Origin of the sequence: Paraburkholderia sp. SOS3 (assembly GCF_001922345.1) — a bacterium.
GTDB lineage: Bacteria > Pseudomonadota > Gammaproteobacteria > Burkholderiales > Burkholderiaceae > Paraburkholderia.
Window position 1 is genome coordinate 2,196,463 of the sequence record NZ_CP018811.1, and the last position, 26,371, is coordinate 2,222,833.

The 26,371-nt window shown below is 58.6% G+C and carries 22 protein-coding genes and 2 pseudogenes; 19 read left to right on the forward strand and 5 right to left on the reverse strand.

The window, feature by feature from the left end; all coding sequences use genetic code 11:
- The first annotated feature begins 24 nt into the window (after positions 1-24).
- The 3 genes and pseudogenes from BTO02_RS09990 (at position 25) to BTO02_RS10000 (ending at position 2,412) form a co-directional block, all read left to right on the forward strand.
- Positions 25-912, forward strand: coding sequence for an alpha/beta fold hydrolase (locus tag BTO02_RS09990; RefSeq protein WP_083615059.1), 888 nt, complete (start codon positions 25-27; stop codon positions 910-912).
- Positions 913-1,108: 196 nt separating this feature from the next.
- Positions 1,109-1,423, forward strand: a pseudogene (locus BTO02_RS09995) (IS3 family transposase); the annotation flags it as partial.
- Positions 1,424-1,770: 347 nt separating this feature from the next.
- The gene (locus BTO02_RS10000; RefSeq protein WP_075156905.1) at positions 1,771-2,412 is read left to right on the forward strand and encodes a helix-turn-helix transcriptional regulator; all 642 of its coding nucleotides are present in this window, start codon (positions 1,771-1,773) and stop codon (positions 2,410-2,412) included.
- 86 nt (positions 2,413-2,498) lie between these two features.
- On the opposite strand, the pseudogene BTO02_RS35065 reads toward BTO02_RS10000, so the two are convergent.
- Positions 2,499-2,711 (reverse strand): annotated as a pseudogene (locus tag BTO02_RS35065) (ATP-binding protein); the annotation flags it as partial.
- 621 nt (positions 2,712-3,332) lie between these two features.
- Between BTO02_RS35065 and BTO02_RS10015 the strand changes: the two are divergent.
- The 6 genes from BTO02_RS10015 to BTO02_RS10040 all read left to right on the forward strand — a co-directional run bounded on the left by BTO02_RS10015 (position 3,333) and on the right by BTO02_RS10040 (position 9,702).
- The gene (locus BTO02_RS10015) at positions 3,333-4,802 is read left to right on the forward strand and encodes a catalase (protein WP_075158748.1); all 1,470 of its coding nucleotides are present in this window, start codon (positions 3,333-3,335) and stop codon (positions 4,800-4,802) included.
- 146 nt (positions 4,803-4,948) lie between these two features.
- Complete coding sequence (locus BTO02_RS10020; RefSeq protein WP_075156907.1) at positions 4,949-5,872, forward strand: MBL fold metallo-hydrolase; 924 nt, start codon at positions 4,949-4,951, stop codon at positions 5,870-5,872.
- A gap of 468 nt (positions 5,873-6,340) precedes the next feature.
- Complete coding sequence (locus BTO02_RS10025; RefSeq protein ID WP_075156908.1) at positions 6,341-7,081, forward strand: SDR family NAD(P)-dependent oxidoreductase; 741 nt, start codon at positions 6,341-6,343, stop codon at positions 7,079-7,081.
- A 32-nt stretch (positions 7,082-7,113) separates the two neighbouring features.
- Entirely contained in the window at positions 7,114-7,920 is an 807-nt protein-coding gene (locus BTO02_RS10030) for an oxidoreductase (protein ID WP_075156909.1), read from the forward strand.
- Positions 7,921-8,045: 125 nt separating this feature from the next.
- The gene (locus tag BTO02_RS10035) at positions 8,046-9,026 is read left to right on the forward strand and encodes an alpha/beta fold hydrolase (RefSeq protein ID WP_083615061.1); all 981 of its coding nucleotides are present in this window, start codon (positions 8,046-8,048) and stop codon (positions 9,024-9,026) included.
- A gap of 175 nt (positions 9,027-9,201) precedes the next feature.
- A complete protein-coding gene (locus BTO02_RS10040) occupies positions 9,202-9,702 on the forward strand; it encodes a DUF302 domain-containing protein (RefSeq protein WP_075156910.1) in 501 nt (166 codons plus the stop codon).
- Between the two features lie 463 nt (positions 9,703-10,165).
- Here BTO02_RS10040 and BTO02_RS35070 read toward each other — a convergent pair whose 3' ends face one another.
- The gene (locus BTO02_RS35070) at positions 10,166-10,366 is read right to left on the reverse strand and encodes a hypothetical protein (protein ID WP_232243556.1); all 201 of its coding nucleotides are present in this window, start codon (positions 10,364-10,366) and stop codon (positions 10,166-10,168) included.
- On the opposite strand from BTO02_RS35070, the gene BTO02_RS10045 reads away from it, so the two are divergent.
- A complete protein-coding gene (locus BTO02_RS10045; protein WP_232243494.1) occupies positions 10,289-11,032 on the forward strand; it encodes an SDR family oxidoreductase in 744 nt (247 codons plus the stop codon). The genes BTO02_RS35070 and BTO02_RS10045 overlap by 78 nt on opposite strands.
- A 494-nt stretch (positions 11,033-11,526) precedes the next feature.
- Here the strand turns inward: BTO02_RS10045 and BTO02_RS10050 are convergent, their stop codons facing one another.
- The gene (locus BTO02_RS10050; protein ID WP_075156912.1) at positions 11,527-11,760 is read right to left on the reverse strand and encodes a hypothetical protein; all 234 of its coding nucleotides are present in this window, start codon (positions 11,758-11,760) and stop codon (positions 11,527-11,529) included.
- A gap of 28 nt (positions 11,761-11,788) precedes the next feature.
- On the opposite strand from BTO02_RS10050, the gene BTO02_RS10055 reads away from it, so the two are divergent.
- The 3 genes from BTO02_RS10055 to tnpC (BTO02_RS10065) all read left to right on the forward strand — a co-directional run bounded on the left by BTO02_RS10055 (position 11,789) and on the right by tnpC (BTO02_RS10065) (position 14,098).
- Positions 11,789-12,169 (forward strand): transposase, encoded by a 381-nt coding sequence (locus BTO02_RS10055; RefSeq protein ID WP_232243495.1) that lies wholly within the window; start codon positions 11,789-11,791, stop codon positions 12,167-12,169.
- A complete protein-coding gene (tnpB, locus tag BTO02_RS10060; protein ID WP_075158750.1) occupies positions 12,166-12,501 on the forward strand; it encodes an IS66 family insertion sequence element accessory protein TnpB in 336 nt (111 codons plus the stop codon). The genes BTO02_RS10055 and tnpB overlap by 4 nt, the downstream gene beginning before the upstream one ends.
- 64 nt (positions 12,502-12,565) lie before the next feature.
- Positions 12,566-14,098 carry an IS66 family transposase gene (tnpC, locus tag BTO02_RS10065; RefSeq protein WP_075156914.1) on the forward strand — a complete coding sequence of 511 codons (1,533 nt, stop codon included), beginning with the start codon at positions 12,566-12,568 and terminating at the stop codon, positions 14,096-14,098.
- A 620-nt stretch (positions 14,099-14,718) separates the two neighbouring features.
- Here tnpC (BTO02_RS10065) and BTO02_RS10075 read toward each other — a convergent pair.
- Positions 14,719-16,224 carry an efflux transporter outer membrane subunit gene (locus tag BTO02_RS10075; protein ID WP_075156916.1) on the reverse strand — a complete coding sequence of 502 codons (1,506 nt, stop codon included), beginning with the start codon at positions 16,222-16,224 and terminating at the stop codon, positions 14,719-14,721.
- An 87-nt stretch (positions 16,225-16,311) separates the two neighbouring features.
- On the opposite strand from BTO02_RS10075, the gene BTO02_RS10080 reads away from it, so the two are divergent.
- From BTO02_RS10080 to BTO02_RS10110, 6 genes are all read left to right on the forward strand, one after another.
- Positions 16,312-16,929, forward strand: coding sequence for a TetR/AcrR family transcriptional regulator (locus tag BTO02_RS10080; RefSeq protein ID WP_075156917.1), 618 nt, complete (start codon positions 16,312-16,314; stop codon positions 16,927-16,929).
- Between the two features lie 78 nt (positions 16,930-17,007).
- Positions 17,008-18,129 (forward strand): efflux RND transporter periplasmic adaptor subunit, encoded by a 1,122-nt coding sequence (locus tag BTO02_RS10085; protein ID WP_075156918.1) that lies wholly within the window; start codon positions 17,008-17,010, stop codon positions 18,127-18,129.
- Positions 18,126-21,224, forward strand: a complete 3,099-nt coding sequence (locus tag BTO02_RS10090) for an efflux RND transporter permease subunit (protein ID WP_075156919.1) — start codon at positions 18,126-18,128, stop codon at positions 21,222-21,224. Before BTO02_RS10085 ends, BTO02_RS10090 begins: the two co-directional genes overlap by 4 nt.
- A gap of 905 nt (positions 21,225-22,129) precedes the next feature.
- A complete protein-coding gene (locus BTO02_RS10095) occupies positions 22,130-22,876 on the forward strand; it encodes a hypothetical protein (protein ID WP_075156920.1) in 747 nt (248 codons plus the stop codon).
- A 7-nt stretch (positions 22,877-22,883) separates the two neighbouring features.
- On the forward strand, positions 22,884-23,303 hold the full coding sequence (locus BTO02_RS10100) for a very short patch repair endonuclease (RefSeq protein ID WP_198039220.1): 420 nt from the start codon (positions 22,884-22,886) through the stop codon (positions 23,301-23,303).
- A gap of 1,001 nt (positions 23,304-24,304) precedes the next feature.
- A complete protein-coding gene (locus tag BTO02_RS10110; RefSeq protein ID WP_075155552.1) occupies positions 24,305-24,769 on the forward strand; it encodes a GFA family protein in 465 nt (154 codons plus the stop codon).
- Here the strand turns inward: BTO02_RS10110 and tnpC (BTO02_RS10115) are convergent.
- Positions 24,737-26,341, reverse strand: a complete 1,605-nt coding sequence (tnpC, locus tag BTO02_RS10115; RefSeq protein ID WP_075155551.1) for an IS66 family transposase — start codon at positions 26,339-26,341, stop codon at positions 24,737-24,739. The genes BTO02_RS10110 and tnpC (BTO02_RS10115) overlap by 33 nt on opposite strands.
- Positions 26,342-26,371: the final 30 nt, after the last annotated feature.

Genomic DNA, 26,371 nt, shown 5'->3' on the forward strand with positions numbered 1-26,371 from the left:
CAACTCCATCAGGGAAGCTTTCAAATGACAACCACAACTCCAACTCTGCCAGCATTCGTCGAGCATCGTGTGCCCTGCGGAAGTGGTTCGGTCGCCGTGCGCGAATTCGCCGGCACCGGCCCTGCCTTCGTTGCCCTTCATGGGTTTCCTGACGACTCACACATTTACGATCTGGTTATTCCCAGTCTGGTAGCCGCAGGTCGACGGGTGGTGGCAATTGACTTCCTCGGCTTCGGCGGTTCGGATAAGCCGGTTGGTGCGCGATATAGTTTCCCGCAGCAAGTGGGAGATGTCGAGGCCGTTGTCGATGCGCTCCAGCTTGAAAAGGTCATTCCGGTTGGTCATGATGCGGGCGGCCCTGCTGCTATTAACTTCGCCTTGAAACACCCCGATCGGACCAGCGCCGTTGTATTGATGAATGCTTTCTATGGGGATTCGCCTGGCTTGCGGGTACCCGAGTTAATCGAACTCTTCTCGAGCAGGGAATTGCAATCTCTGGCCATGCACTTCTTACAAAGCCCTCAACAGTTTGCATGGCTGATTGAGTTTCAGCGTAATTTACTAGCGGAAGGCCTCACAAAGGCCCAAAGAGATAACTATTTCGAATTTCTTGGCCCGGTGATTGACAACAACTTCCGCCAGCAACCGAGTGCGGCTGTCGCATTCGCCCAGATGACGTCCCAACTCCGCGAAGAGGTGACGGCGAATACCGCTCGCATCGTGGAGTTCAGGCGTTCCAATGTGCCGCTCCACCTGATATGGGGTGACGCAGATCCTTACCTACATCTCAGCGTTGCCAAACACCTGCAATCGCAGGCAAAAAACGTTTCGCTCCACGTAGTTGGCGCGGGCCATTGGCCGCAAATCGACGCTTACGAAGAAGTTGCGGAGATCATGCTCAAATTTCGGTAAGCAAAAAAGGCGCGTCTCTGCGGTTGGCAACATTAACGCTTTTCCTGCGGGCTATCTGCTGGGCGAACATGGAAACTGAAAGCGCAGTGGTGCTGATCGAACGTGCATCGAAGGCGGACCGGGCGCGATCTCAAGTAGGACGTGAAAAAAGCGATCAACGCAAAGAAATGGAGGCTGCCCGAGCGACGTTAGCAGGTCACACCTCGTCGTGTGGGACGCACCGGGGCGAGCAGCGATGAGCATCATGTCGGCGCGAGATCCGCGTTACGGTTACCGTCGCATCCAGACATTTCTGGAGCGGCTAGGCCGCCCGATGAGCACGGACCGGCCTTGGCGGCTGTGGCGTCTTGCCGGTGCAGGTGCCGCGAAAGCGATCCCGTCGACGCCTATCGGTCCATCGACCTCGGCCGCAGCCGGCGAGAGCGGCACGACGCATCTGGCGTACGACTTCGTATTCGATGCGTGCGCTAACCGCCAACAGTTGAAGTGTCTGACGATGATCGATGAGTACATCATCGGCTGACAGATACCTATTTGGAACCGTCAATCGTGGCGAAAATGACCCCGAATCGCCGAGCTGATGAGAGCCAGGATGCCTTGTACGGCGACGCGGTTGCTTCCCGATTTTCGTTGCTCCAAGCGCCAACGTTGACAACCTCTATTGCCACGCCGGCACCCCCGATTACCGTCTCGCGGCTTCGGAACGATCGGCCCCAGCGGGGGCGATTTCTTGACTCCAACCCGGAGGACGCATTCGTCTTCCAGATACCGCTAATCCCAAGCGCCGACCCGAACGTCCGTTTCCGAAATGGTCGCATCGCTTCTTCTGGACCATGCAAACCGGGATGGTGTTATCTGGTGGACTTGAGGGATGGACCCACACGTCGCCTCGACGTACCCTTTGACAACGTTCGTCTGTATCTGCCCCAGAAAACGATCGATGAATTCGCGTACTCGCGAGGTGGACCGCGCGCTGGAGACCTTATTCAGTCCGGCTTCGGCGCATGCGACCCGGTTCCGTTTCACTTGTCACAAGCGCTGTTGCCAGTTCTGGAAAATCCCGCCTTGGCAAGCGCCCTATATGTGGATCAGGTTGCTCTAGCACTATGCGAGCACGTTGTTTCCCGATACGGCAGCTCCGACTCTCCACTGGCCCAACGTAGCGCCGGCCTCGCGTCGTGGCAGATGAGGCGAATCGACGAATTCCTTGAAGCCGATCTGGGCGGGAATCCGGCGATACTAGACCTTGCCCGCCAGTGCGATCTTTCCGCGAGCTATTTCGCGGAAGCATTCAAAAAAACAACTGGCATCTCGCCACATCAATGGCTCCTAAAACGTCGGATCGAACGCGCTAAATCAATGCTTCGGGAGGCAAACTCTACCCTTGCATCCATTGCGGCGGAGTGCGGCTTTTTTGATCAAAGCCACTTCTCACGCGTATTTACACGTCAGGAGGGTTGCGGACCTAAAGAATGGCGTCGGCGCTTTCAAACACGCTAACTAGCCAGGCGACTTCAACCCTTCAACCGAACTTCATCTAGCCGATTTGCACGCGATAGGTCGCTGCGACGCACGCTGTGTCGCCAGAGATTCTCCTCGAGCCCCAATTGCTGGTAGCGACGCTCGACGGCGCGCGACTGTCGCCGGTCAAGTTCATCCTGCAGAATCCGCGCGAAGGTCTCAAAAAAATGGTCGCCGACTCCTTTGAGCCCTCGGCACTCGTTTGCCGAGCGTGTCGCGTACGCCCGACGGCGCAATAGCCTCAGTGGGCCTTCGAAGTCGGGTGAGGTGGTGGTCAATAGTCCTCCTTCAGCGCAAAAATCTCCGACATGCCGCGATGTCCGACGCGTTCTTCGGCGCCGTATTGATGGTGGCGAAATGCCTTCGTCTGTGCCCAATGTCGCCGGCGCTGGCTAGCGCCAGGCTCGTCTGGCGCGACGGATTCAACAGTCGCTTGATCTCAATCGGTTCGAGTAAACCGGGTCCGCTTATGGCGTGGATGGGCGCCCCGCAGCTCGTCAGTGCGACGGTCGCGGATATCAATCGTGGAGTCGTAGGGGATTATCGCCGGCTCAGGCACCGGTCACTTCCGCTTATCCGGCTGTCCGAGATGCCTCAGCCACCTCTGCCTACCTATGCTTTTGCCATCTTCACAGTGATCGCGGCACTTGCTTTGTCCAAAGCGCCGTTGCTTTATCCAAGATCAGCGCGTTTCGGTCTTATACATTGCTAGCACGTTGATACCGCAACGTCTCAACGGAGCGACTCGCTTAGGCAAAATGAGGGGTCGGCAGTCCGGAGCGCGATCAGCTTGATACACAAACAACACGACGCCCAATGTATGTTCAGGTAAGCATTTGCGCCGGCCTGAGATGTTGAACGCGTTCGTTCGCACAGTGCACATTTCGTGGAGTTATGGCATGACATATCGCGACACGTCAACACGGCTTAGTCACGCAACCGGCGCTCCGGTTGGGGACAATCTGAATATCGAAACGGCGGGCCCCCGCGGACCTGCCCTGCTTCAAGACGTTTGGCTGATCGAGAAACTCGCGCATTTCGATCGTGAGGTCATTCCTGAGCGGCGCATGCACGCGAAAGGATCTGGTGCCCATGGGGTGTTCACCGTCACTCATGACATCTCGCGCTTCACAAAGGCGAAAATATTTTCGGAAGTCGGCAAGACGACCCCGGTCTTCATGCGATTTTCCACCGTGGCAGGAGAGCGTGGCGCGGCCGACGCGGAGCGCGACATCCGCGGGTTCGCCGTAAAGTTCTACACGGAAGACGGCAACTGGGACATTGTGGGCAACAACACGCCGGTGTTTTTCTTTCGAGATCCGTTACGCTTCCCTGATCTGAATCACGCGATTAAGCGCGACCCTCGCACTGGACTGCGCAGTGCAAACAGCAATTGGGACTTTTGGACCCTTCTGCCCGAGGCATTGCATCAGGTCACGATTGTCATGAGCGAGAGGGGTATCCCTCGTAGCTATCGCCACATGCATGGTTTCGGTAGCCATACGTTTAGCCTTATCGACGCGTCCAACCACCGAACCTGGGTAAAGTTCCACTTCCGCACGCAGCAAGGCATCGAGAATCTGACTGATGCAGAAGCCGAGACGCTTGTGGGAAAGGATCGCGAGACACATGGTCGAGATCTGTTCGAAAGCATTGAGAACCGGAATTTTCCGCGGTGGACGCTCTTTATACAGGTGATGACAGAAGAGCAGGCCCATTCCTTTCCATTCAATCCGTTCGATCTTACGAAGGTCTGGCCAAAAGGCGATTTTCCGCTGATCGAAGTCGGCCTCCTTGAACTGAACCGCAATCCCGAGAATTATTTCGCCGAGGTCGAGCAGGCCGCTTTCTCGCCCGCTAACATTGTTCCGGGAATCGGCTATTCGCCGGACAAGATGCTTCAAGCGAGGCTTTTTTCCTACGGCGACACTCAGCGATACCGGCTCGGTGTCAACTTCAACCATATCCCCGTCAACGCCCCGAAGTGCCCTTTCCAGACATATCATCGCGACGGCGCGATGCGCACGGACGACAATCTTGGCAACGCTCCATCGTACTACCCGAACAGCTTCGGCGAGTGGGAAGTCAGACCTGGTCTTCAGGAACCAGCACTTCCGATTGAGGGGGGTGCTGCACATTGGGACCATCGCGTCGACGACGACCACTTCTCGCAACCCGGCGATCTCTTCCGCCTTATGAGCAAGACGCAACAGCAAGCACTATTTGATAACACGGCTCGCCAGATGGAAGCCGTCCAGACGCACATCCGCGAGCGTCACATCCTCAACTGCTCCAGGGCTGACCCGGACTACGGCGCAGGAATTCGCGAAGCGCTCGCGAAACATATTTCGTCGCCTGTAGCGCGGTAGAAAGTGGATCGGCGGTGCCGCCAGGGCAACAAAGGCACCGCATCAGCATGCGTGCTGCACGAGCTATTTTTTCGGCCCCGCGACACATTATCCTGGTCACGAGCGGTTTCTTTAACTCAGTCGCGCAAGAGAAGTTGAGAGGACATATGGACGAACCACTTGAAAGCGCCTCGGCGGGCATTTTGCAAAGCCAGGCGCGCGATGCTGCGCTACCGGTTGTTCGCTCATTTTTTGATGTGGCAACCTGCACGGCGAGTTATGTCGTCCACGATCCTGTCACGCTCGAAGCGGCGATCATTGACCCTGTCATGGCGTTCGACGCATCTTCGGGCCACATTTCCCTAGATTCAGCACACGCCATTATTGCATACGTCGAATCAGAAGATCTAAACATCGAATGGTTACTTGAAACGCATGCGCATGCGGATCATCTGACTGCTTCGGCATACCTGCAAGGGCAGATCGGCGGCAAGATGGCGATCGGTCGGGGGATAACGGAAGTGCAACGGATTTTCGGCGATCTGTACAACTTAGCATCGGAGTTTAAGCGTGACGGGTCGCAGTTCGACCATCTATTTGAAGACGGCGAAGCGTTTTCAATTGGATCCCTCGATTGCTGGACACTGAACGTTCCGGGCCATACACCAGCCGATGTCGCCTATGTCATCGGAGACGCAGTGTTCTGCGGCGACACCATCTTTATGCCGGACTATGGGACTGCGCGGGCGGACTTTCCCGGTGGCGACGCAAGCCAACTTTACCGCTCAATTCGCCGACTACTCAGCCTTCCGGATTCGGGACGGCTATTTCTCTGCCACGACTACAAGGCGCCGGGCCGCGACACATATGTCTGGGAAACGACGGTTGGGGCAGAACGGATGGCCAACGTGCATGTACGGGAAGGGGTGACGGAAAGCGAATTCGTGGTCGCACGCAACGCTCGGGATGCGACGTTGGCAGTACCGAAATTAATCCTTCCCGCGATCCAGGTGAACATGCGAGGAGGTGAATTGCCGCCACCGGAAAGTAACGGCACACGTTATCTAAAAATTCCGCTTGATACGCTCTGAACGATCCGTGGCTCAGATGGCGCGGACTGCAACGACATCGACCATCCACTCCTGGAGCAGGTGGAACCAAACGCGGTCTGAATTAACGTTCGATGCCTTGGGATATGTACACCGTGATCGCCAAGCTACTCTCACCCCCACGCATCGGTCATTTCACAACGTGAACGTCTTCCGGCAGCAGCGAGGCAAAAGCTCCCGGGACAAAATTCACAGCTGTACAAGATCGGGGCCGACGACTCCTCGACCGGTTTTTAACACTACGTCAGCACCGTGACAACCATTTTCGCGGTGCCGGCCCTGTCTCTGTTGTGCTGGATGGTTTCTTGGACAACCCGCATATTTCCGGCCTGCCCATATCCCCGGTAGTGAGAGCAGGACGAAGAGTCTTCGCGGGCAATCACGGTGTTCATTGCAACCGCGATGTTAAGCAAACCCAGTTAAACGTCTTGCTACTTTTTGGAGGTAATCATGAAGATCGAAGGTTCAGTGGTGTTACTCACAGGTGCTAACGGCGGTATTGGACGCGAGTTTGTCAAAGAATTGCTGGCGCGTGGCGCAACGAAAATCTACCTTGGTGTGCGAGACGCATCGTCCGTAGAGGATCTGGTCTCTGCATCGGATCGCTTGGTTGCTGTCCAGCTGGATCTCGCAAATCCCGAGCAGATCGAAAGCGCGGCAAGAATCGCTTCGGACATCACCCTGCTGATCAATAACGCGGGTGCAGCCGCATTCAGTGGCGCGCTGTCAGCCAACGACACAACCGCCGCGCGCGCCGAAATGGAAGCCAATTACTTTGGTGTTCTTGCACTCACACAGGCCCTTCGGCGCGCACCCGCATTTCAGACCGGCGGTGCACTGGTCAATATCCTCTCGGTTCTCTCCCATATCACGCTCCCCATCGCAGGAACGTATTCAGCCTCGAAGGCTGCGGCGTTGCATCTGACCCGAACACTCCGCGCCGAGTTGAAGGCGCGTGGAGTTCAAGTCCTCGCAGTCTTGCCGGCGCAAACCGACACGGCCATGGGTGCGCCTCTTCCTGAACCGAAACTGAAGCCCCACGACGTTGCGGCCGAAGCGCTCGATGCACTCGCTGCGGGACAGGAAGAGGTCTTCCCTGGCGAGCTTTCAAAGACGACGGAAAAAGCTTTTAGAGACGACCCGGCTGGCATTCAGGCTCATATGGCCAACCTCGTTCACGCAATCTCCTGAAACCGTTTTCTTTCGATGCTGGAGTTCGCGTCATGACTAAAAAAGTTGTATTGATTACTGGCGTGTCCTCCGGCATCGGGAACGCGACCGCCAAAACGCTGGCGAGCGCGGGTTATCGCGTCTTCGGCACCGTGCGAAATCTCGACTCTGCCGCGCACGCTACAGGTGTTGAGTATGTCGCGATGGACGTAAAAGACGAGGTTTCAGTTGCAGCAGCAGTCGCAGCTGTGCTTGAAAAGGCCGGACGGATAGACATACTTGTCAACAACGCCGGCGTTTCTCTTGTAGGCCCCGTGGAAGCAACCAGCGACGCTGAAGCGAAAGCTCTGTTTGACGTGAACGTTTTTGGCGTCCTGCGCGCTGTCAGGGCAGTGTTGCCCTCAATGCGAAGCAATCGCAGTGGGTTGATCGTCAATGTCAGCTCGGTACTGGGCTTCCTTCCGGCACCTTTCATGGGACTATATGCAAGTAGCAAGCATGCGCTCGAAGGGCTCTCAGAATCTCTTGACCACGAGATCAGGAACTTTGGAGTCCGCGTTGTCGTGGTCGAGCCAAGTTTCACTAAAACAAAACTGGATACGAACGCAACGCGCACAAAGGAAACTATTGAGCAATATGCAAGCGATCTCGCATGCAGCGTCGAGGCCGTGCAGCGGCAGGTTGACCGGGCTCCTGAGCCCGAGAATGTAGCAAAAAAGATCCTTGCGATAGCAAACGGTTCGCGTCAGCTCAGACAGTCGGCCGACGGACGGGCGAGGTTACTCAGCATTCTTCGACGTTTCGCCCCTTCGAACCAGGTTGACAAGAGTCTGAGGCAATCTTTTGGCTTAAAGATTTGAAGACAGCGCCGTAGACCTTGCTTCGACGATAACTCGTGCAGCAATAGTCGAAGAACCTTAGGCGTGTCTTCTACCTACGCACACACAAGAAATTACCAAACGATCTGACTCTAGGAACCGGCAACATGAAAAGAAATTCGTCTCTCTCGGCAACGTCACTGTCCCGCCGTAAAGCGCTTTGGGGTGGCGCGGCGGTCGCGGCCGCGGCGACATCGATGGCGGGACTCGGAAACGCATCAGCTGCATCGAACTCGAAATTGCCGCGCCACGACGCAAACCACACACGTGATTTTATTACGGTGACGGACGGCACCCGCATTTTTTACAAGGATTGGGGTACTGGCGCTCCTGTCGTCTTCTCTCATGGTTGGCCACTCGATGCCGACGCGTGGGATTCGCAAATGCTGTTTTTGTTGCAGCATGGTTACCGGGTGATCGCGCATGACAGGCGCGGTCATGGAAGGTCATCGCAAACAAGCTCGGGCAATGATATGGACACATATGCCGATGACCTGGCGGCCCTTATGGATGCACTCGACATAAACGGCGCGATGATGGTGGGTCATTCCACGGGCGGCGGTGAAGTGGCGCGGTACATCGGACGACATGGGAGTCGGCGGGTGAAGAAGGTGGTGTTGATTGGCGCCGTTCCGCCGATCATGGTTAAAACAGAACAGAATCCTGGCGGTTTGCCTGTCTCTACCTTTGATGGGATTCGAAATGGGGTATCCGCTAACCGATCGCAGTTTTATCGCGATCTTGCCATACCTTTCTATGGCTACAACCGCCCGAACGCAAAAGTTTCGCAAGCAGTCGTCGATGAGTTTTGGCGGGAAGGCATGCTCGGCGGTATTAAAGGCCAATATGAATGCATCAAGCAGTTTTCCGAAGTGGATTACACGGAAGATCTGAAGAAGATCAACGTTCCCACACTTATCCTGCACGGTGACGACGACCAAATCGTGCCTATAGCAGACGCTGGCATGTTGTCCGAAAAAATCGTGAAAAGCGCGACGCTCAAAGTCTACCAGGGTGCTCCGCACGGAATGTGTACCACTGAAGCGGATCGCGTGAATGCAGACCTACTTGAATTTGTGTCGACCTGACCGATGCCGGACCCCGCAACGCAATGCGATGGGCTCCACGACCGTCCGATTTTAGGACGCTTAGGTAAGTCGGACCTTTGCTTCTTCATCAGCAAAGGTCCAACCGTCATCATCTATTCACTGGGTACTCGTCCTGCAGCCACCGGGCGGCCCTTTCTGGACAGAGGAACATCGAATGATCGGAACCCACGAGACCGTGCATCACGAACACTTCAGCGTGCGATCCTACGAGGAAGTCGTGACCGCACTTTATGAAGCAACCGGAAGCATGGATGAAGCAACAGTCGCTACCATTGGCGACGTCGAGTCGCGCGCCGAATTTGAGGCCATGTGCAAAGCGCGGGAAGGAAGCAGCGGATTCATGCGCTTCATGGTAATAAACCACGGCGACTGGCTGAGCCGCCTTTACGATAAGCCTTCGAAGGCGCTCCTTGTCATCCTCGGCAATCCTTTGGTCGCGATCACGATGCTGAGCGGCAGCCTGCAGGTTGGGCTCAACGTGCCCACGCGCATCTTCATCTACGTGGACGACGACGGAATAACTCGTGTTTGCTACGATCTTCCGTCCACGCTGATGACGGATATTGAAGGGGAAACCGAAGTAGCCGCAGCGAAGCTGGACTTGAAGCTAGTCGAACTTGCGACACAGATCAGTGGCGTAGACCCATCCGCTTGATTCACCAACCAGGATCAGCGAGTTTTCTAAGCGCCCGCCGCGCTGCTACGCAGCGTTAAATGGTGATGGAATCGCCCGGGTATCAAGGAGGCAGGCTGATTTAGGCCAAAATGCATCGTTTGGCTCGCTGGCGATATTCCGCCGATACGTATCAGCTTTCTCACAAAGTACGGCATCCGCAGCGGCCGGATGAAATGTTGCGGTGAGTGTTGTTCGGGCCCGACCAGCCCGGTAACCTGCCTACGCGCACAAAACCGGGGGGTCACAACAGGCGGCACGAGACACCATGCCTGGGGTGCGATGTGTCGAGGTGAAGAAGGTAGAAGATTTGAAAAGACAGGTCGCGGCCCGTCCTCCGCGGGTGGGAAGGTTGCGCGGCACAAGCCGCTCTGAGTCTGCCTGAAGCTGTTTGGGTACAACCGGGTGCCATGGTAGGCCACCACTCGGTCCGACGTTAGCATGCTTAAACATTGGTTGGCCTGCGTCGCTTGATCATCAACTGCTGATCCTCGGCCATGAATGGCGTGCGCGAATGTGATCGGCTCAGGAGAACATCGCCGTGTGCGAATTGCAGAAAATCGCTCTCGTGACGAATGCCACGGATTATGCCGGCCCGGCCGCCGTCGACGCTCTGATAGCCGCGGGATTCGTCGTGATCGCGCATGATGACGCATTCAGCGACTACGTGCGCTGGGACGCATTTGAACTCGCCCATCGAGGCGCTAAGCGCGTCGGTGCGACCGCCGCCTCCGACATCATCGACGTTGCGTGGGAGATGCACGGACGCGTCGATGCGATCATCAGCAACGATCATTTTCCCGCCATCCAACGCCCGATCAGCGACACCACCTCGGACGATCTCCGCGACACGCTCGAAACATTGCTGGTGCGGCCATTCGCATTGGTGCGCGCGGCCGTTCCGCGTCTGCGCAGACAGGGCACCGGCAACGTCGTAATGATCACGTCATGCCGCACGCGCTTGCCTATTCCCGGCGCGGCAATTCCCGATGCGGCGCGGGCGGCGGCCAACGCTCTGGTGCGGTCGTTCGCGACCGAACTTGCGCCGCACGCAATCGCGATCAATGCGATCGCGCCCAATTTTCTGTACAGCGAGGCTTACTATCCACGCGCGGTGTTCATCGACGATGCAGGCGGCCGCGAATTCGTGCGTACCTATGTGCCGGTGGGACGCCTGGGCGAGCCCGCCGAGATCGGTGAATTGATCGCGTATCTCGCATCGACTTCGTCGCGTTTTCTCACTCGCGCCGTGATCGATTTCGCTGGTGGATGGCCAACCGCACCGCTGCGGCCGGGTCCGCAAAAGCGCTAGATTTTCGTCCTCCTTGCGATGACTGTATGCGGTCCTTCAGGGACGCCCTAGCAATGGACGAGTGATTCTCTGATGCTACCTGTCCACGTGGACAGCCGGGATGAGAGTACATGACAGAAGAGCGAGATTTGGGTCGCCGGCTGGTAGTCGACGCGAAGCGGGAAGGTCGCCGGGAATACGATCCGCAAGTCCGCGAGAAACTGGTCCAGTTGTGCATGACATCCAGCGCGAGTGGATCACGCGCTATCAGAAGACCCATGCGGCGCAGAATTCGGCCGAGAAAAAACTGAGACAGTAGACGGGGCATCGCTTGATGTTACGCCGCCGGCGCTGCGGACTTACGGGCCCGACCTGTCATCAACATTTGTACCGGTCGTTCAGGGGCTGTGACGGTTGAACGATTGGAGAGCAGCCTCGTTATCTGGCCAGATAACGAGGCTGAGATCGTGTCAATGGCGACAAACGTGTTGCTCGCGTTGCTCCATGCGATGACATCACCGCGATACGACGATATCCGAAGCAGGGATATTGCCCCTGAACAGTGAGGCCGTGCGCCGGTCTAACCCGCCTTGCCGATCAATGTCACGATCACCACCGAGGAACTGAAGGCGTTGCTCACCGAGCGTGATGCTGCTCGTGAATTGCGAGAGGAACAGGAGGTCTTTGCCGTAAGCACCCGGTGAAGTCGTCTTGATCGGCAAGTCGTGCCACCCGACGATCATGTCCATTCAAACTTTAAATGGACAGGTGTACACGATGGACGAAGTTGAGTTTGTACCGGATGTCGTTCAGCCGACACGGCGCCGGCGGCATAGCAAGGAATTCAAGGAGACGGTCATTCGGGCGGCAATGCAGCCGAACGTGTCGATTGCGGCCGTGGCACTTCATTACCGGTTGAACGCCAATCTGCTGCGTAGCTGGGTTGCGGCGCGGGAAGAACGCGATGCCGCTGAAGCGGCCCGGCAGGAATTGAATGTCTCGTCGCCGGAATTTGTACCGCTGCAGATGCAGAATGGTGTTGCAGCGGCGACGCACATCGAGGTCGAGGTACGCAGGGGCGCGACGGCGATCACAGTACGCTGGCCACTGTCGGCCGCGGGCGACTGCGCAACATGGCTGCAGGGGTGGTTGCGTTGATTCGCATCGATGCCGTCTGGCTCGCGACGGACCCGGTCGACATGCGCGCCGGTGTCGATACGCTGCTCGCACGCGTGGTCAAGGTGTTCGGCGCGGCAAGACCCCATCATGCCTATCTGTTTGCCAATCGGCACTCGACTCGAATGAAGGTGCTGATCTACGATGGCCTAGGTATATGGCTTGCCGCACGGCGGCTGAACAAGGGGCGCTTCGTCTGGACGAACGGCGAGCAGGCGGTGAGCGTGGGGCTGAGCCCTGAACAGCTTCAGGCCCTGGTGATGGGACTGCCGTGGCGCACTCTCGCGCCGGATCACGCGATCACGGTGGTTTGATCTCCATAAGTACGTAAACGGTTTCCCTTGCTGCATCGCGCGCCGCTCTGGCAGACTGGTCGCGATGGATATACCCGCCGATCTTGACGCCCTCAGTACCGAACAGATACGCGAACTGAACGCGAAGCTGATGGCCGAGATCGCCGAGAAAGAAAGAGAGTTGCAGTACCGGCAAACACGTATCGACCAGCTTACGCACGAACTCTCGGTCATCAAGCGGCAGCAGTTCGGCAAGCGCAGTGAGCAGCTCAACAAGGAGCAACTGAGCCTGCTCGAGGAAGCGCTCGACGCGGATCTGGCAGCAATCGGGCTCGAGCTGCACGGGCTGAAGTCCGGCGAGCAGGCAGGAACACCACGGCAACAGCCAAAGCGTGAACCGCTTCCTCCCGAACTGCCACGTACCGACATTCATCACGAGCCGGACAGTACGATCTGTACGTGCGGCTGCGAACGCGTTCGCATCGGCGAGGACATCAGCGAGAAGCTGGATTACACGCCCGGCGTGTTCACGGTTGAGCGGCACATCCGGGGTAAATGGGCATGCAAGGCATGCGAGACGCTAGTGCAGGCTGCGGTGCCGCCGCACGTGATCGACAAGGGCATCCCGACCACCGGTCTGCTGGCTCAAGTGCTGGTGGCCAAATACAGCGATCACCTGCCGTTGTATCGACAGGAGCGCATCTTTGCGCGGGCGGGTCTGGCGATCGCGCAATCGACGCTCGGCGCCTGGGTTGGCGCGTGTGGCGTGCGCCTGCAGCCCCTGGTCGATGCACTTCGCGAAGAAGTGTTGCAGCAGGCAGTACTGCATGCCGACGAGACGCCGGTACAGATGCTTGCGCCGGGAAAGGGCAAAACCCATCGAGCCTATCTGTGGGCGTACAGCACCACGCAGTTCTCCGATATGAAGGCAGTGATCTATGACTTCGCCGATAGCCGCGCCGGCGAACATGCACGCGCGTTTCTGGGAGAGTGGCGCGGCAAGCTGGCGTGCGACGATTACGGGGGCTACAAGTCCAGCTTCAGGAGTGGGGTCACAGAGATCGGGTGCCTGGCCCACGCGCGCCGTAAATTCTTCGATTTACAGGTCAAGCACCAGAGCGAGCTGGCCGAGCCAGCGCTGCGATACTTCGGTGCGTTGTACGAAGTAGAACGCAACGCCGCACAACTTGAGCCCGGTGAAAGACGTCTTGTGCGTCAGGAGCGGGCTCGCCCCATCGCCGACGAACTTCATGCATGGCTGCTCACGCAACGGCAGCGTGTGCCGGACGGATCCGGGATCGCCTCGGCACTCGACTACAGCCTCAAACGCTGGGAGCCCCTTACGCGCTATCTTGACGATGGGAATGTACCAGCCGATAACAACTGGGTCGAAAATCAAATACGGCCGTGGGCCCTGGGGAGGTCGAACTGGTTGTTCGCAGGATCTCTGCGTGCCGGAAAACGCGCGGCCGCGATCATGACATTGATCCGCTCTGCACAACTGAACGGACACGATCCGCTGGCTTACCTGAAGGACGTGTTGACGCGCTTGCCGACACACCGTGCCGCCGACATAGCGCAACTGCTTCCTCATCGCTGGACGCCGACCGCTGCTTGATCGTTAGCGATTGCCACCGTCAAGATGCCTTCCCCGGGCGCTTACTCTTTGCCCGGCGCCTTAGGGCTTATGACAGCAGGGCACGATCTTGCTAAAGGAGCGACTGCGAGCCTACCGTCGCGAACTTGTCGGGGCCAAGAGCGGGGCACGAGATTCTGAACAACTTGGCTGTACAACGAAGCCGAGGCTCGGCGCGAGCGGCGCGCCTGCCCAGAAAGACACGCGGGAGACGGCGGTTGGCGAAAGTCGCTACTTGATTATTTTATAAACCGGCGGAGAGTAGGGGCTCGCAACCATGTCAGTGCGTTGTTCGGGCAACTTCTTCTCGTCCTGTGTAGCGGATGCGGTTGAATGTCTCAACAGTAGATGAGCGTTCTCCTCTGCGGGTAGGTCGGCTTCCCGTTTGGCCGACGTGTCGACGTGAGCTGGCGGCACATTACTCTGGGCAAAAGTCACCCCGGAAATCGTAATTACGGTGGCAAACGTTAGTTTGAGAAGCTTATTCATGATTGGCATCAGTGGTTGCTTGGAGAGATCCAAGCGCAGGGTTTGGAATCGATGGTTGGTTGAAACTTAGAAGGCATCTCTATCACTAAAAGTGCGTATGCACATTCGAGTGGTTATGCACCGTCCGAGACTGCATTATTTCGGGCGGAACCCACTGATGGCGCCTGCTTCGCCGGGAATGGCTCCGGATTCCAGCCCCCGCCAAGTGCCTTGAACGTCGCGATCGCCGCACGAGCTGATTCGGTTTGCGCCTGCGCTCTTGCGTCGGACGCCTGCAGCAGGGTGTCGTCGGCATGCAAAACGTCGATGAAGCTTGCCGCGCCGCTTCGGTAACCCGCCATCGAGGAATCCTTCGCCTTGGACAACGACGCCTCAGCATGCGAAAGGGTGGCCGCCTGTGACTCTCTGTTTACCAATGAGGAGAGCGAGTTTTCAACATCCTCGGTGGCGCGAAGTACGGCCTGGCGATAGGCGGCAAGGGCCTCCGCATCGGCGCCTTTCGCCGCGCTGACGTCGGCGTTGATGCGCGCGAAGTCGAACAGGCGCCAGCGCAAACCGACGAGGCCTGCCATCTGATTGGCACCGCCCGTGAATAGCGTGCCGGCTCCGGCTGCGGTTGCACTGCCGAGAAACGCGTCCAGCGATACCGTCGGATAGTACTCGCTGATCGCGGCGCCTATGCGCGCGTTGGAGGCGGCAAGGTGGCGTTCGGCTGCGATCAGATCGGGGCGCCGTTGCAGAAGATCGGCCGGGGTGCCCATGTCGGAGATTGACGGCGCGGCAGGGATCGGCGCGGCCGTGAGCAGTTCCGCCCGGTGGGTACCCGGCGGCGAGCCCAGCATCACGTCAAGCGCGTTCAACGCCGCATCGAGGCCGGCATTGAGGACTGGCACCGTTGCGCGAACCTGGTCGAGGGTGCCTTGCGCCTGCTGGACCTGATAGTCGGCGGCGACGCCCTTCGAGTAAAGGAGCTGCACGTCAGCGAGCAGCTCTTCCTGTGTTTTGACCTGCCGGTTCGCGATATCCAGGCGGGCCTGAAGGCCTCGTATCGTGACGTAGATGTCCGCTGTCTGGGCTGCGATGGCCAGCCGGGTGGCCACGGCCGACGCCTGGGTGGCGGAATAGTCTGCGAGCGCGGCTTCGCGCTGTCTGCGCAGACCACCAAAGATGTCGATTTCCCAGCCGGCTTCCAGATTCGCCTCGTACTCGGTACCCCAGCGCTTGTAACCTGGCGTTGCATTGAGCAGTTGGCCCACCGGTGTATCGACCGACTGGTAGGCCCGGGTTGCCGAGGTTGATACTGTCGCCGAGGGAAGCAGTGCCGCGGTAGCGGAGCCAACGTTCGCACGTGCCTGTTCAATCCGTGCGACCGCTTGGGCAAGGTCAAGGTTCTGCGCAAGAGCTATGGACACATAGTTTGTCAGAAGCGGATCGTCGAAACCTTCCCACCAGGCTGACAGATCCGCCGAGGGCGCGATCGCGGCCTTCGCGGCAGGCGGCTGCGTCATGTAGCCGGGAGGGAGCGGGACATCCGGTCGCCGGTAGTCGGGACCCACCGTGCAGGCGGACAGGACGGCAGCGCTGATCAGCAGAAGAAAAGGGCGATACGAACGCAGCATGATCGTCTCGGGAAGTGGTGAGAGTGTGACCAATATACAATATGGTCACCGGTTGTCAACTATTCCCTGAAGGTCTAAGCTTGAGACATGAACACGCCCCTCACATCCGCCCCCCCGTCCCGTGGTCCTTCGGAGCATGAAGTCCGCGCGCAGATTGTCGATGCCGCGACGGAGTACTTCACCCGATACGGCTACGAAAAGACCACCGTTTCCGACCTGGCAAAGCAGATCGGTTTTTCCAAGGCCTACATCTATAAGTTTTTTGACTCCAAACAGGCCATAGGCGAGGTGATCTGTGCGAATCGCCTTGCGGCCATCATCACGGCAGTCACGGATTCCGTCGAGGACGCCCATAGCGCAACTGAGAAATTCCGCCGAATGTGCAAAGCGCTGCTCGCGTCCGGGCGTGAACTCTTTTTCCAGGATCGCAAGCTATACGATATCGCCGCTGTTGCGGCCGCTTCGCCTTGGCCCTCAGTCCAAAGATATGAGGAGCAGATCCGGCAGCTTTTAACCAAGATCGTGGTTCTAGGCCGCGAAACCGACGAATTCGAGCGCAAGACGCCGCTCGACGAGGTGGTGAGCGCGATCTTTCTGGTGATGAAACCATATTTCAACCCATTACTTCTGCAATACAACCTCGACTCAGCCGACGAAGCGACGGTGCAGCTTGCAAACCTGGTGCTAAGGAGCCTAGCCCGCTGAAATTTGTGTTGTGACTATTGACTGAATCGGTCACTGGAATCAAAATGAGGCCTTCCACTAGTCGCAAGGAGCGACCTCATGTTCCGGCACCGTTACTTTGTTTTCACGCTGAGCCTGGCATCGCTTGCCCTTGCGGCATGCGGTGACCGGCAACCCCCTGACCCGCGCACCGAGCCCCCGCTCGTGCTCACCCGTGTTGTACAGCAAGCGATGGGGGCGAGTCGCTCCTTTACGGGTGTGGTCGGTGCCCGCGTTCAAAGCGATCTCGGTTTCCGAGTTCAGGGAAAAGTGATTGAGCGTATGGTGGACTCGGGGCAGACCGTAAAACGTGGTCAGCCTTTGATGCGGATTGACCCCATCGATCTGGGGCTGCAGGTGCGCTCACAGCAGGAACTGGTTAATGCGGCGCAGGCCCGTGCGACTCAGACCGCTGCCGACGAAGCCCGGTACCGCGATCTCGTGGCCGCAGGCGCGGTGTCGGCGTCGACCTACGATCAGCTCAAAGCGGCTGCAGATTCTGCCAGGGCCCAGCTCGTTGCAGCAAAGGCACAGGCCGATCTGGCGAATAACGCGTCGGGATATGCCGTCCTGGTGGCCGATGCGGACGGCGTAGTTGTGGACACTCTGGCCGAGCCGGGTCAGGTCGTCGCCGCGGGTCAGATTGTTGTGCGTCTTGCGCACGCCGGGCCGCGCGAAGCTGTTGTACAACTGCCCGAAACCCTTCGCCCCGCTCCAGGCTCGGTCGCACAGGCGTCGCTCTATGGCGCGGTTACGAAAAGTCTTCCGGCGACGCTGCGACAACTCTCTGACTCTGCTGATCGCCTGACACGCACATACGAGGCCCGGTATGTCCTCAGCGGTGCACTTGCCAACGCCCCGCTTGGCGCCACGGTGATGGTTGATCTTGCAGGTGAGAACAGGCAGCGTGAAGCCGCTCTGGAGGTGCCGGTAGGAGCATTGTTCGACCCGGGAACCGGCGCAGGCGTCTGGACGATTGAAGGTTCGCCGGCGCACGCATCCTGGCATAAGGTTCACGTTGCGGCGCTCGGCGACGAGACGGCGACCGTCACCGGGGACCTTCACGAGGGCGAACGGGTAGTGGCCCTTGGCGCGCAGCTGCTTCATGACGGCGAAAAGGTGCGCCTTGCTGATGACAGCATGGCCACGGCATCGAGCACGCGGGAAGGAGAGACGCGATGAGCGGCTTTAATCTCTCGGCTCTGGCCGTGCGCGAGCGCTCGGTTACCCTCTTTCTGATCATCGTGATTTCTGTTGCCGGGATCATCGCTTTCTTAAAACTTGGGCGGGCAGAGGATCCCCCCTTCACCGTCAAGTCGATGACGGTCATTACGGCGTGGCCGGGTGCCACGGCGCAGGAAATGCAGAACCAGGTTGCCGAGCCTCTCGAAAAGCGCATGCAGGAGCTTCGTTGGTACGACAGGACCGAAACCTACACGCGCCCGGGACTGGCATTTACAACGGTTACCCTGCTGGACAGCACACCGCCTGCAGATGTTCCCGAGCAGTTTTACCAGGCCCGCAAGAAGCTCTTCGATGAGGCTGGCAGCCTGCCTCCTGGGGTCATTGGTCCTCTCGTGAACGATGAATATTCTGACGTCACGTTCGCGCTGTTCGCGGTAAAGGCGAGAGGGCAGCCTGAACGGCTGCTCGTACGTGACGCCGAAGGTTTGCGTCAGCGACTTCTTCATGTGCCGGGCGTCAAAAAAGTCAACATCGTTGGCGAACAGGCAGAGCGGATTTATGTCTCGTTTTCGCACGACCGGCTCGCGACGCTTGGCGTGACGCCACAGGACATCTTCGCGGCTCTGAACGGTCAGAACGTCCTGACACCAGCGGGATCGATCGACACGTCCGGCTCCCAGGTATTCGTTCGCATTGAAGGTGCCTTCGACAAGCTGCAGAAAATTCGCGACACGCCGATCGTCGTCAATGGCCGAACGCTCAGGCTCTCGGACGTGGCCACCGTCGAGCGCGGGTATGAAGACCCGGCTACCTTCCAGATTCGGAACGACGGTGAACCTGCATTGCTGCTTGGCGTTGTCATGCGTGACGGCTGGAACGGGTTGACCTTGGGCCAGGCGCTCGACAAGGAAGTGGCTTCAATTAACGCAGGGCTGCCGCTGGGCATGAGCGTGATCAAGGTGAGCGACCAGGCCGTCAATATCCATTCGGCGATTGACGAGTTCATGGTCAAGTTTTTTGTTGCACTGCTTGTCGTAATGGTGGTGAGCTTTGCCAGCATGGGCTGGCGTGTAGGGATCGTCGTCTCGGCCGCGGTGCCGTTGACACTCGCCGGCGTGTTCGTCGTCATGGCCGCAACCGGGAAGAGCTTCGACCGGATCACATTGGGCTCACTGATTCTCGCGCTCGGATTGCTTGTGGATGATGCCATCATCGCCATCGAGATGATGGTGGTGAAAATGGAGGAAGGGTTTAGTCGCGTCCAGGCGTCTGCCTATGCCTGGAGCCACACGGCGGCCCCAATGCTCTCGGGTACGCTGGTCACGGCCATCGGTTTCATGCCCAATGGCTTTGCTCACTCAACGGCGGGCGAATATACCAGCAACATGTTCTGGATTGTGGGTATCGCGCTGATCACTTCTTGGATCGTTGCTGTTGTCTTCACCCCATATCTCGGTGTCAAACTCTTGCCCGACATCGCAAAAATTGAGGGCGGGCATGAGGCGATCTACAACACCCCCAATTACCAACGTTTTCGCCGCTTCCTGATGCGCGTGGTGCAACGCAAGTGGGTTGTCGCGGGCATCGTGATCGCATCGTTCGTGGTTGCGGTGATGGGAATGGGCATCGTAAAGCAGCAATTCTTCCCGACCTCCGACCGACCGGAAGTCCTCGTGGAGGTGCAGATGCCCTACGGCACGTCTATCGAGCAAACCTCGGCGGCAACAGCGAAGGTCGAGACGTGGCTTGCAAAACAGCCCGAGGCAAAAATCGTGACCTCGTATATCGGGCAGGGCGCCCCGCGCTTCTATCTGGCGATGTCTCCCGAATTGCCCGACCCGTCGTTCGCAAAAATCGTGATACTCACGAATGACGAGGAGCAGAGGGAGGCACTCAAGTTACGCTTGCGCAAGGCAGTTGCCGAAGGGCTCGCGCCCGGAGCGCAGGTTCGCATCACCCAGCTTGTGTTCGGTCCTTATTCACCCTATCCGGTAGCGTTCCGCGTCATGGGTCCGGATCCGGCGAAGTTGCGTACGATCGCCGCGCAGGTTGAACGTGTCCTGAGCGCAAGTCCGAAGATGCGAACGGTTAATGCCGATTGGGGTCCTCTCGTGCCCGCCCTGCATTTCACGCTGGATCAGGACCGTCTGCAGGCGCTCGGTTTGACCTCCAGTTCGGTCGCCCAGCAGTTGCAGTTCCTGTTGACTGGCATACCGGTCACCCATGTGCGGGAAGACATCCGCTCAGTCGAGGTCGTTGCGAGATCGGCTGGCGATGTGCGGCTCGACCCCGAACGGATCAATGCGTTCACGTTGGTGGGTGCCGCGGGTCAGCGTGTCCCGCTCTCACAGATTGGAAAGGTCGATATCCGGATGGAAGATCCGATTCTTCGTCGGCGCGATCGCACACCAACTATTACCGTACGAGGCGACATTGCTGAAGGACTGCAACCTCCGGATGTCTCGACGGCGATGCTCGCGCAGCTGCAACCGGTTATCGCGAAGCTGCCCGACGGTTACCGGATCGAGGAAGCCGGGGCGATTGAGGAAGCCAGCAAGGCGACGAAGGCGCTCGTGCCACTGTTTCCGATCATGATCGCACTCACGCTGCTGGTCATCATTTTCCAGACGCGCTCGATCGCCGCCACCATGATGGTGTTCGCAACCAGTCCACTGGGGTTAATTGGCGTGGTTCCGACACTGCTGTTGTTCAATCAGCCGTTCGGGATCAACGCCCTCGTGGGACTCATCGCACTCTCCGGCATATTGATGCGCAATACGCTGATCCTGATAGGCCAGATCGAGCAGAATACGCGAGATGGGATGACGCCTTTCCATGCGGTGGTGGAGGCGACTATCCAGCGGTCCAGGCCGGTCATCCTGACTGCGCTCGCTGCAATGCTTGCCTTCATCCCGCTGACCCACTCCGTGTTCTGGGGGACGCTGGCCTATACCCTGATCGGCGGAACCTTCGCGGGAACGATCCTGACGCTGGTGTTCCTGCCCGCGATGTACTCCATCTGGTTCAAGATCCGGCCGGACGCGGCGGAAGTTCGAGCAGCGGAGGAGGAGGGCGAAGGCTCGCTTGTGTAGCAGTCGTCCGGCGGAAACCCGGGACCATTGTAGTGCGCACAACGTGCGACGGCTCGGCAGGCGGCTCGGCGGGCGGGGTCATTCTGCAGGGATATGACGCGATCGAGGCGCATGGATGCGAGCGCCTCGATCGCGGCTGTGGCCGCATTGACGCAGGACGGTCACAGCGCCACGCGCAGAACATTGCCCCCTCTTTAGTGACGTCAGACGATCTCGTTTCAAATCTTTGCTTTCGGCATGGCATCCGCAACTTAGCGGGAAGCCGGATGGTTATCGGATGCCTGCAAGCCGCGTAAAGCGGCTGGTTTCGCCGTGCCCGTTCGTGCCAGCTGCGCATTGCGGGTAGCGTGGGCCGATCCAGTTACCCTGAGCGCCGTAATGTCGGCGATTGATAACGCGTAGCCAGCCACTTATGCTTGCTACGCTCACGTTGGACCACAGTCCGTCCTATGACGTGCTACCGTGCTACGGAGGACGGCTACAATCCAGAGCAGGGCCGGCGTCCATCCCGCCGCGACGGCAGTCGTTGATAGGCCTATGCGCGGAAGCCTTCAGACAGACAGCCGGGCTCTCGCCGCACCACTGGCTACTGAGGCGTAGGAATGATCGCGCGAAATCGCTACTCAGCGGCGCGGGCGCCAGCTTTGCGCCATTGCAGCCGGCTGCGGCTTTTTTGATCAAAGCCATCTCCCCCAGGTGTGCCGTGGCCTCATGGGTCGAAGGCCCAAGGATTCTCGTCCAAACAACCGCGCCCGCTAACGCATCCGTCGCCGCGTCGCTCAAGTCTGGCCGGCTTCATTCCAGGCACATATCGGCGTTTTGTCCATCCCGCCATAGCTTTATCCAAGACCGAGTCGCCTCACCGCGCTACGCTTCAACATACAACCGGGCTGCGGAGATCGATCTTGGATCAGCTGCTTCAACACGCGTCGGACGGAATTGTCGGGACGCGAATTCCCAAGCGCAAAGCGCCGATCGTACGTTGGTTCTTCGACGAGGGCCCGTGCACGGCAAGCTATGTCGTGCACGATCCGGTCACACCTACAGCGGCGGTTATTGACTCCGTGCTGGATTTCGATGCGCCCGCTAGCCGCACCTCAACGCGGTCTGCACCAGCTATCGTTGCCCAGGTCGAGTCGGAGGGGCTAACGATCGAATGGCTGCTCGCAACTCGCGCTCACGCGGACCATCCCGCCGCCGCGCCTTCTTTGCAGGCGCAGGTTGGTGGCAGGATCGCCATCGGGCGCGCCATCATAGCCGTACCTAAAATCTTCGGCGACATCTCTAGCGCCGAGCCGGAATCCGCGTGCGATGAGTCGCAGCCCAATCATCTTTTCGGTGACGGTGGGTTGTTCACAATCGGGACACTTGAATGCACCGTGCTCAACGTTCCAAGCCCCACGCCGGCGGACATGGCTTATGCGATGACGACGACGTGTTTTGCAGTGACGCGCTCTTCATGCTGGACTACGGAACCGCGCGAGCAGATTCTCCGGGCGGCGATGCAGGTCAGCTCAATTGTCCGGCTCGGAGGCTCCTCATTTTGCCCGACGAAGCACGGCTCTGTCTCTGTCACGATTACAAGGCGTCGGGACGCTGTGGCGAACTCGCCGGTCATGACAGTCGCTACCGGCGATAACGCGGCTGCCTAGGCGGGCTGTGATCGACACCGTTTCCCGGGACCAGCGATCAAGGAATATGGCCGCTGTTTCCAACAAGGACACTCTCCCCGAGATTTTGGTGCGGCGTGCGTTGCATCGCCTCGGGTATCGGTTCCGATTGCATCGGAGTGATTTGCCCGGAACGCCCGATATCGTATTGCCGAAGTACAAGCTTTGTATCTTCGTCCATGGGTGTTTCTGGCATCGCCACGCGGGTTGTAAGCGGGCAAGCACGCCGTCAACCAACGTGGAATTCTGGAAGCGGAAGTTCGAGAAGAACGTTAATAGGGATGCCGCGACGGTTGATCGTTTGACCAAGATGGGATGGCGCGTCGAGGTGATTTGGACATGTCAGACGTCGCGATCGGAAGACTTGATGAAAGTACTAAATGGATGTCTCTCAGGCACCAAACCTTGATTATGTGTATTGGTTTGACCGTGTCTTGCGGTGGCCGGACATGAAGTCATACACTGAGCAGAAGCAAGTCATCGTGCGGTTGTGGTACCGCGAGCGTTGCGTTTCGCGACATCGCGTTCGGTTACTTCTCTGAAGGCGAGGGCTTGAGCGCGTCGCTTCTTGCGGACCGGCTCGCCGTGTTTTGCCGTTCTGCGGGGTAGATCTGTAACTGTACGTCGCCACATTGAGCAATCCCTTATGGGCTGGCCCTGTACAGCCACAATGAGAAACCCGCCTGTGATCAAACTACGTGAATTGGAGTCCTGGCGCTGGCTGGCTTTAGTCGGATTGGGTTGGAAAATGTTTGACGGAATCGATGACGGTATTGCCAACACCAATTGTCTCGAGGTACTTCCTCTTCGAGGCCGCTTTAGCAGAGTTGGTACTGAATCTCCGTTGCGGTCCGCGGAGCGGCAGTAAGTGCCGGTGGTATTTTTCGGTATCGTTGGCGGTATCGTCGCCATATGAACTAGTTGCATCCTTGTCCAGATAAGGTTGCAGCCGTTGGGTTGACAATCGAGTGGGAGTGAATTGACGTCCTTCGAGGAAACACTAACCCATAGGGCGCTATGGCCCTGACGGTATCTCGCTTGCGATGGCGCGTGAACTACTCCTGGACGCACGCAAAGCCGTTCCCAAAGGTACATCGCCCGCGCTTGAGCCGGCCGCGCAAGCGTGCAGCGTCGGACCGAGCTGATGAAGTCGGGCGACACTGATTCGGACCGGCCCGGTGGATACCCCGGATGCAGATTCATCTCCGCGCCCATCGCGCGTTCGATGACGGCCTTGTTGAACGCCAGCATCAGCTCCTGTACCGTATCCGGTCATTTAACGACGCCTCTCGATCGGAACGCCCAATGCGCTGGTAGGGTGGTTGCGTGTGTCGCCGATGACCTTCAGAATGCGGCAGACCGGTAGCAGGTCAAAGCGTTCTGGCAAGTCAGTCATGGGAGCAAGTCACGATGCCGGCACCCTATCTCGGTACCTGTCTGTGTGGACAGATCAGATTCGAGCTTCTCGCCGATCCGTTAACGTTTTATGTCTGTCATTGCACAGACTGTCAGCGCAGAACGGGCGGCGCAGCATTGCCTGTAATGTGGGTTCGTCGATCTGACATCAAAGTCATTGACGGTGTGCCAGCCCTTCGGGTCTTCGATCTGGGCAATGGAAAGCAACGGCGCAGCAAGCTATGCGAGCGATGTGATACCCGATTGTGGGCAGAGCCTGCAGATAAGCCCGACATAGCCGTCCTGAGACCCGGCGTCCTGCTCAATCAGAGCGAGTTTGAGCCCGTCGCACACCTCTACGTACGGAGCAAGCAGTCGTGGTTCTCCATTCCCGAAGGTGTTGCGCAGTTCGAAACGCAACCTGGCCAGCAGGGAGAACTGCTGCGTCTATGGCAGCAACGACACAGTCGATTGAGATGACTCCCCGGCAGCGAGAGTTTGCGACCGTCGATGGACAGGCTCGCTCCAGGGCAAGAGCGCGGCGTAGTCGTCGGCCGTTTCAGCGAGCGGCAGTTTCATGAACAGCCAGGCGAGATAACGGTACGCATCGATGCCGTTCGCCTTGCAGGTCTCGACGAGCGAGTAGAGATTTGCACTGGCCTGCGCGCCGGCGACGGTGTCCGAGAACAACCAGCCCTTGCGGCCAATGACGAATGGCCTGATCGCGTTCTCACACAGGTTGTTTGAGATCGGCCAGCTTCCATCGTCGATGTAACGGACCAGCTTGGGCCACTGCCCACTCATGTATTGCAGAGCTCTGCCGAGCAGACTCGACGGCATGACGGTCAGCAGATGCTCAATCATCATGCGTTCGATGATGGCAAGCACGCGGGCGCTATATCGAGCACGTAGCCGCTGCCGACGTTCAGGCTTCCACTTTGTGCTGCGCGCCTCGGCGGCGAACAGCTTGCCGATCAGCACGATGAACCGCGTAGCCAGCAGGTCTCGTGTGCGAGCCGCCTTCGGCACGTTCTCTTCTGCCTTGATGAAGCCGCGACGCACATGCGCCCAGCATCCGAGATGCACAAGCTGGTGATCGTGCGCGATGCCGTTGTACAGCTCGTAACCATCGGTCATCAGCACGGTGCCGGGCTTCACGCCAGCATAGAGCCGCTGCGCGTGCTGTGCACCTCGTCCCGGAGAGTACGAGAACATCCGCACGGGCGGTCCCGAGCCGTTGACCTGCGCCCACAAATAACTCTTCGCCTGTGGTCGTCGTCCCGGTTCCTTCAGCACCTGGAAGGTCGTCTCATCTCCATGGATGAGCTCAGATTCGAGCAGCACGTCACGCATCAGGTTGATGACCGGCTGCACAGCTTGCCCTACGCGCACCACGCTGGCAGCCAGCGTATTCGACGAGATGTCGCCACCAAAGCGACGTAACAGCGTCGCCTGCCGGTACAGTGGCATGCCGTACTGATACTTGCCGGTGATGATCCACGCCAGTGCCGATTCCGTGAGTAGCCCGCGCGGGATGATCCGTGCCGGCGCTGGCGTGACCTTGATACCCAGATCGCAGCAGGGGCATGCGTATTTGACGCGCTGATGCTGAATGACGCGTACCTGCTCGGGAACCACGTCGAGCTGCTCACTTGTCTCGATGCCGATCTCGATGAGCGCATGACCGTCGTGTGCGCAGAACCGCTCCGATTGTGGCAGCTCGTGCCGAACAACTTCGCGAGACAGGCCTGCATCAAGCGGTTTGCGACCGCGCTTACTACGGCTATGCCCTGCGACCCGTGTGGAGGGTTCGTCCTCGCGGGCCTGCACGGCTGCGCCTGACGCCAGGGACTCCGCTTCGTTGAACAGGCCGAGCTGGTCAGCATCGCGTGCTTCGCTTGATGCTCCGAACAGTTCATGCCTGTAGGCGCGTAGCCGTTCCTCCGCCAGATCCCGCTCGGCTGTGACCAATCGCAGTTCGCCACGCAACGCATCGCGCTCGGCGAGCAGCGCCTGATACTCCTCGGCACTCAGCGTGACATCGTTTGGCATGGTCTGTTAGACCGTACTGCCGCGGCGCAC

Bases quoted from the DNA above. Each gene is read 5' to 3' on its own strand.
- BTO02_RS10040 (WP_075156910.1), top strand. From the start codon at position 9,202: ATGATCGGAACCCACGAGACCGTGCATCACGAACACTTCAGCGTGCGA.
- BTO02_RS10110 (WP_075155552.1), top strand. From the start codon at position 24,305: ATGCCGGCACCCTATCTCGGTACCTGTCTGTGTGGACAGATCAGATTC.
- BTO02_RS35070 (WP_232243556.1), bottom strand. From the start codon at position 10,366: ATGCGCGATCACGACGAATCCCGCGGCTATCAGAGCGTCGACGGCGGC.
- BTO02_RS10080 (WP_075156917.1), top strand. From the start codon at position 16,312: ATGAACACGCCCCTCACATCCGCCCCCCCGTCCCGTGGTCCTTCGGAG.
- BTO02_RS10090 (WP_075156919.1), top strand. From the start codon at position 18,126: ATGAGCGGCTTTAATCTCTCGGCTCTGGCCGTGCGCGAGCGCTCGGTT.
- tnpC (WP_075155551.1), bottom strand. From the start codon at position 26,341: ATGCCAAACGATGTCACGCTGAGTGCCGAGGAGTATCAGGCGCTGCTC.
- BTO02_RS10055 (WP_232243495.1), top strand. From the start codon at position 11,789: ATGGACGAAGTTGAGTTTGTACCGGATGTCGTTCAGCCGACACGGCGC.
- tnpC (WP_075156914.1), top strand. From the start codon at position 12,566: ATGGATATACCCGCCGATCTTGACGCCCTCAGTACCGAACAGATACGC.
- BTO02_RS10085 (WP_075156918.1), top strand. From the start codon at position 17,008: ATGTTCCGGCACCGTTACTTTGTTTTCACGCTGAGCCTGGCATCGCTT.
- BTO02_RS10030 (WP_075156909.1), top strand. From the start codon at position 7,114: ATGACTAAAAAAGTTGTATTGATTACTGGCGTGTCCTCCGGCATCGGG.
- BTO02_RS10075 (WP_075156916.1), bottom strand. From the start codon at position 16,224: ATGCTGCGTTCGTATCGCCCTTTTCTTCTGCTGATCAGCGCTGCCGTC.
- BTO02_RS10025 (WP_075156908.1), top strand. From the start codon at position 6,341: ATGAAGATCGAAGGTTCAGTGGTGTTACTCACAGGTGCTAACGGCGGT.
- BTO02_RS10035 (WP_083615061.1), top strand. From the start codon at position 8,046: ATGAAAAGAAATTCGTCTCTCTCGGCAACGTCACTGTCCCGCCGTAAA.
- BTO02_RS10050 (WP_075156912.1), bottom strand. From the start codon at position 11,760: ATGGACATGATCGTCGGGTGGCACGACTTGCCGATCAAGACGACTTCA.
- BTO02_RS10020 (WP_075156907.1), top strand. From the start codon at position 4,949: ATGGACGAACCACTTGAAAGCGCCTCGGCGGGCATTTTGCAAAGCCAG.
- BTO02_RS10015 (WP_075158748.1), top strand. From the start codon at position 3,333: ATGACATATCGCGACACGTCAACACGGCTTAGTCACGCAACCGGCGCT.
- BTO02_RS09990 (WP_083615059.1), top strand. From the start codon at position 25: ATGACAACCACAACTCCAACTCTGCCAGCATTCGTCGAGCATCGTGTG.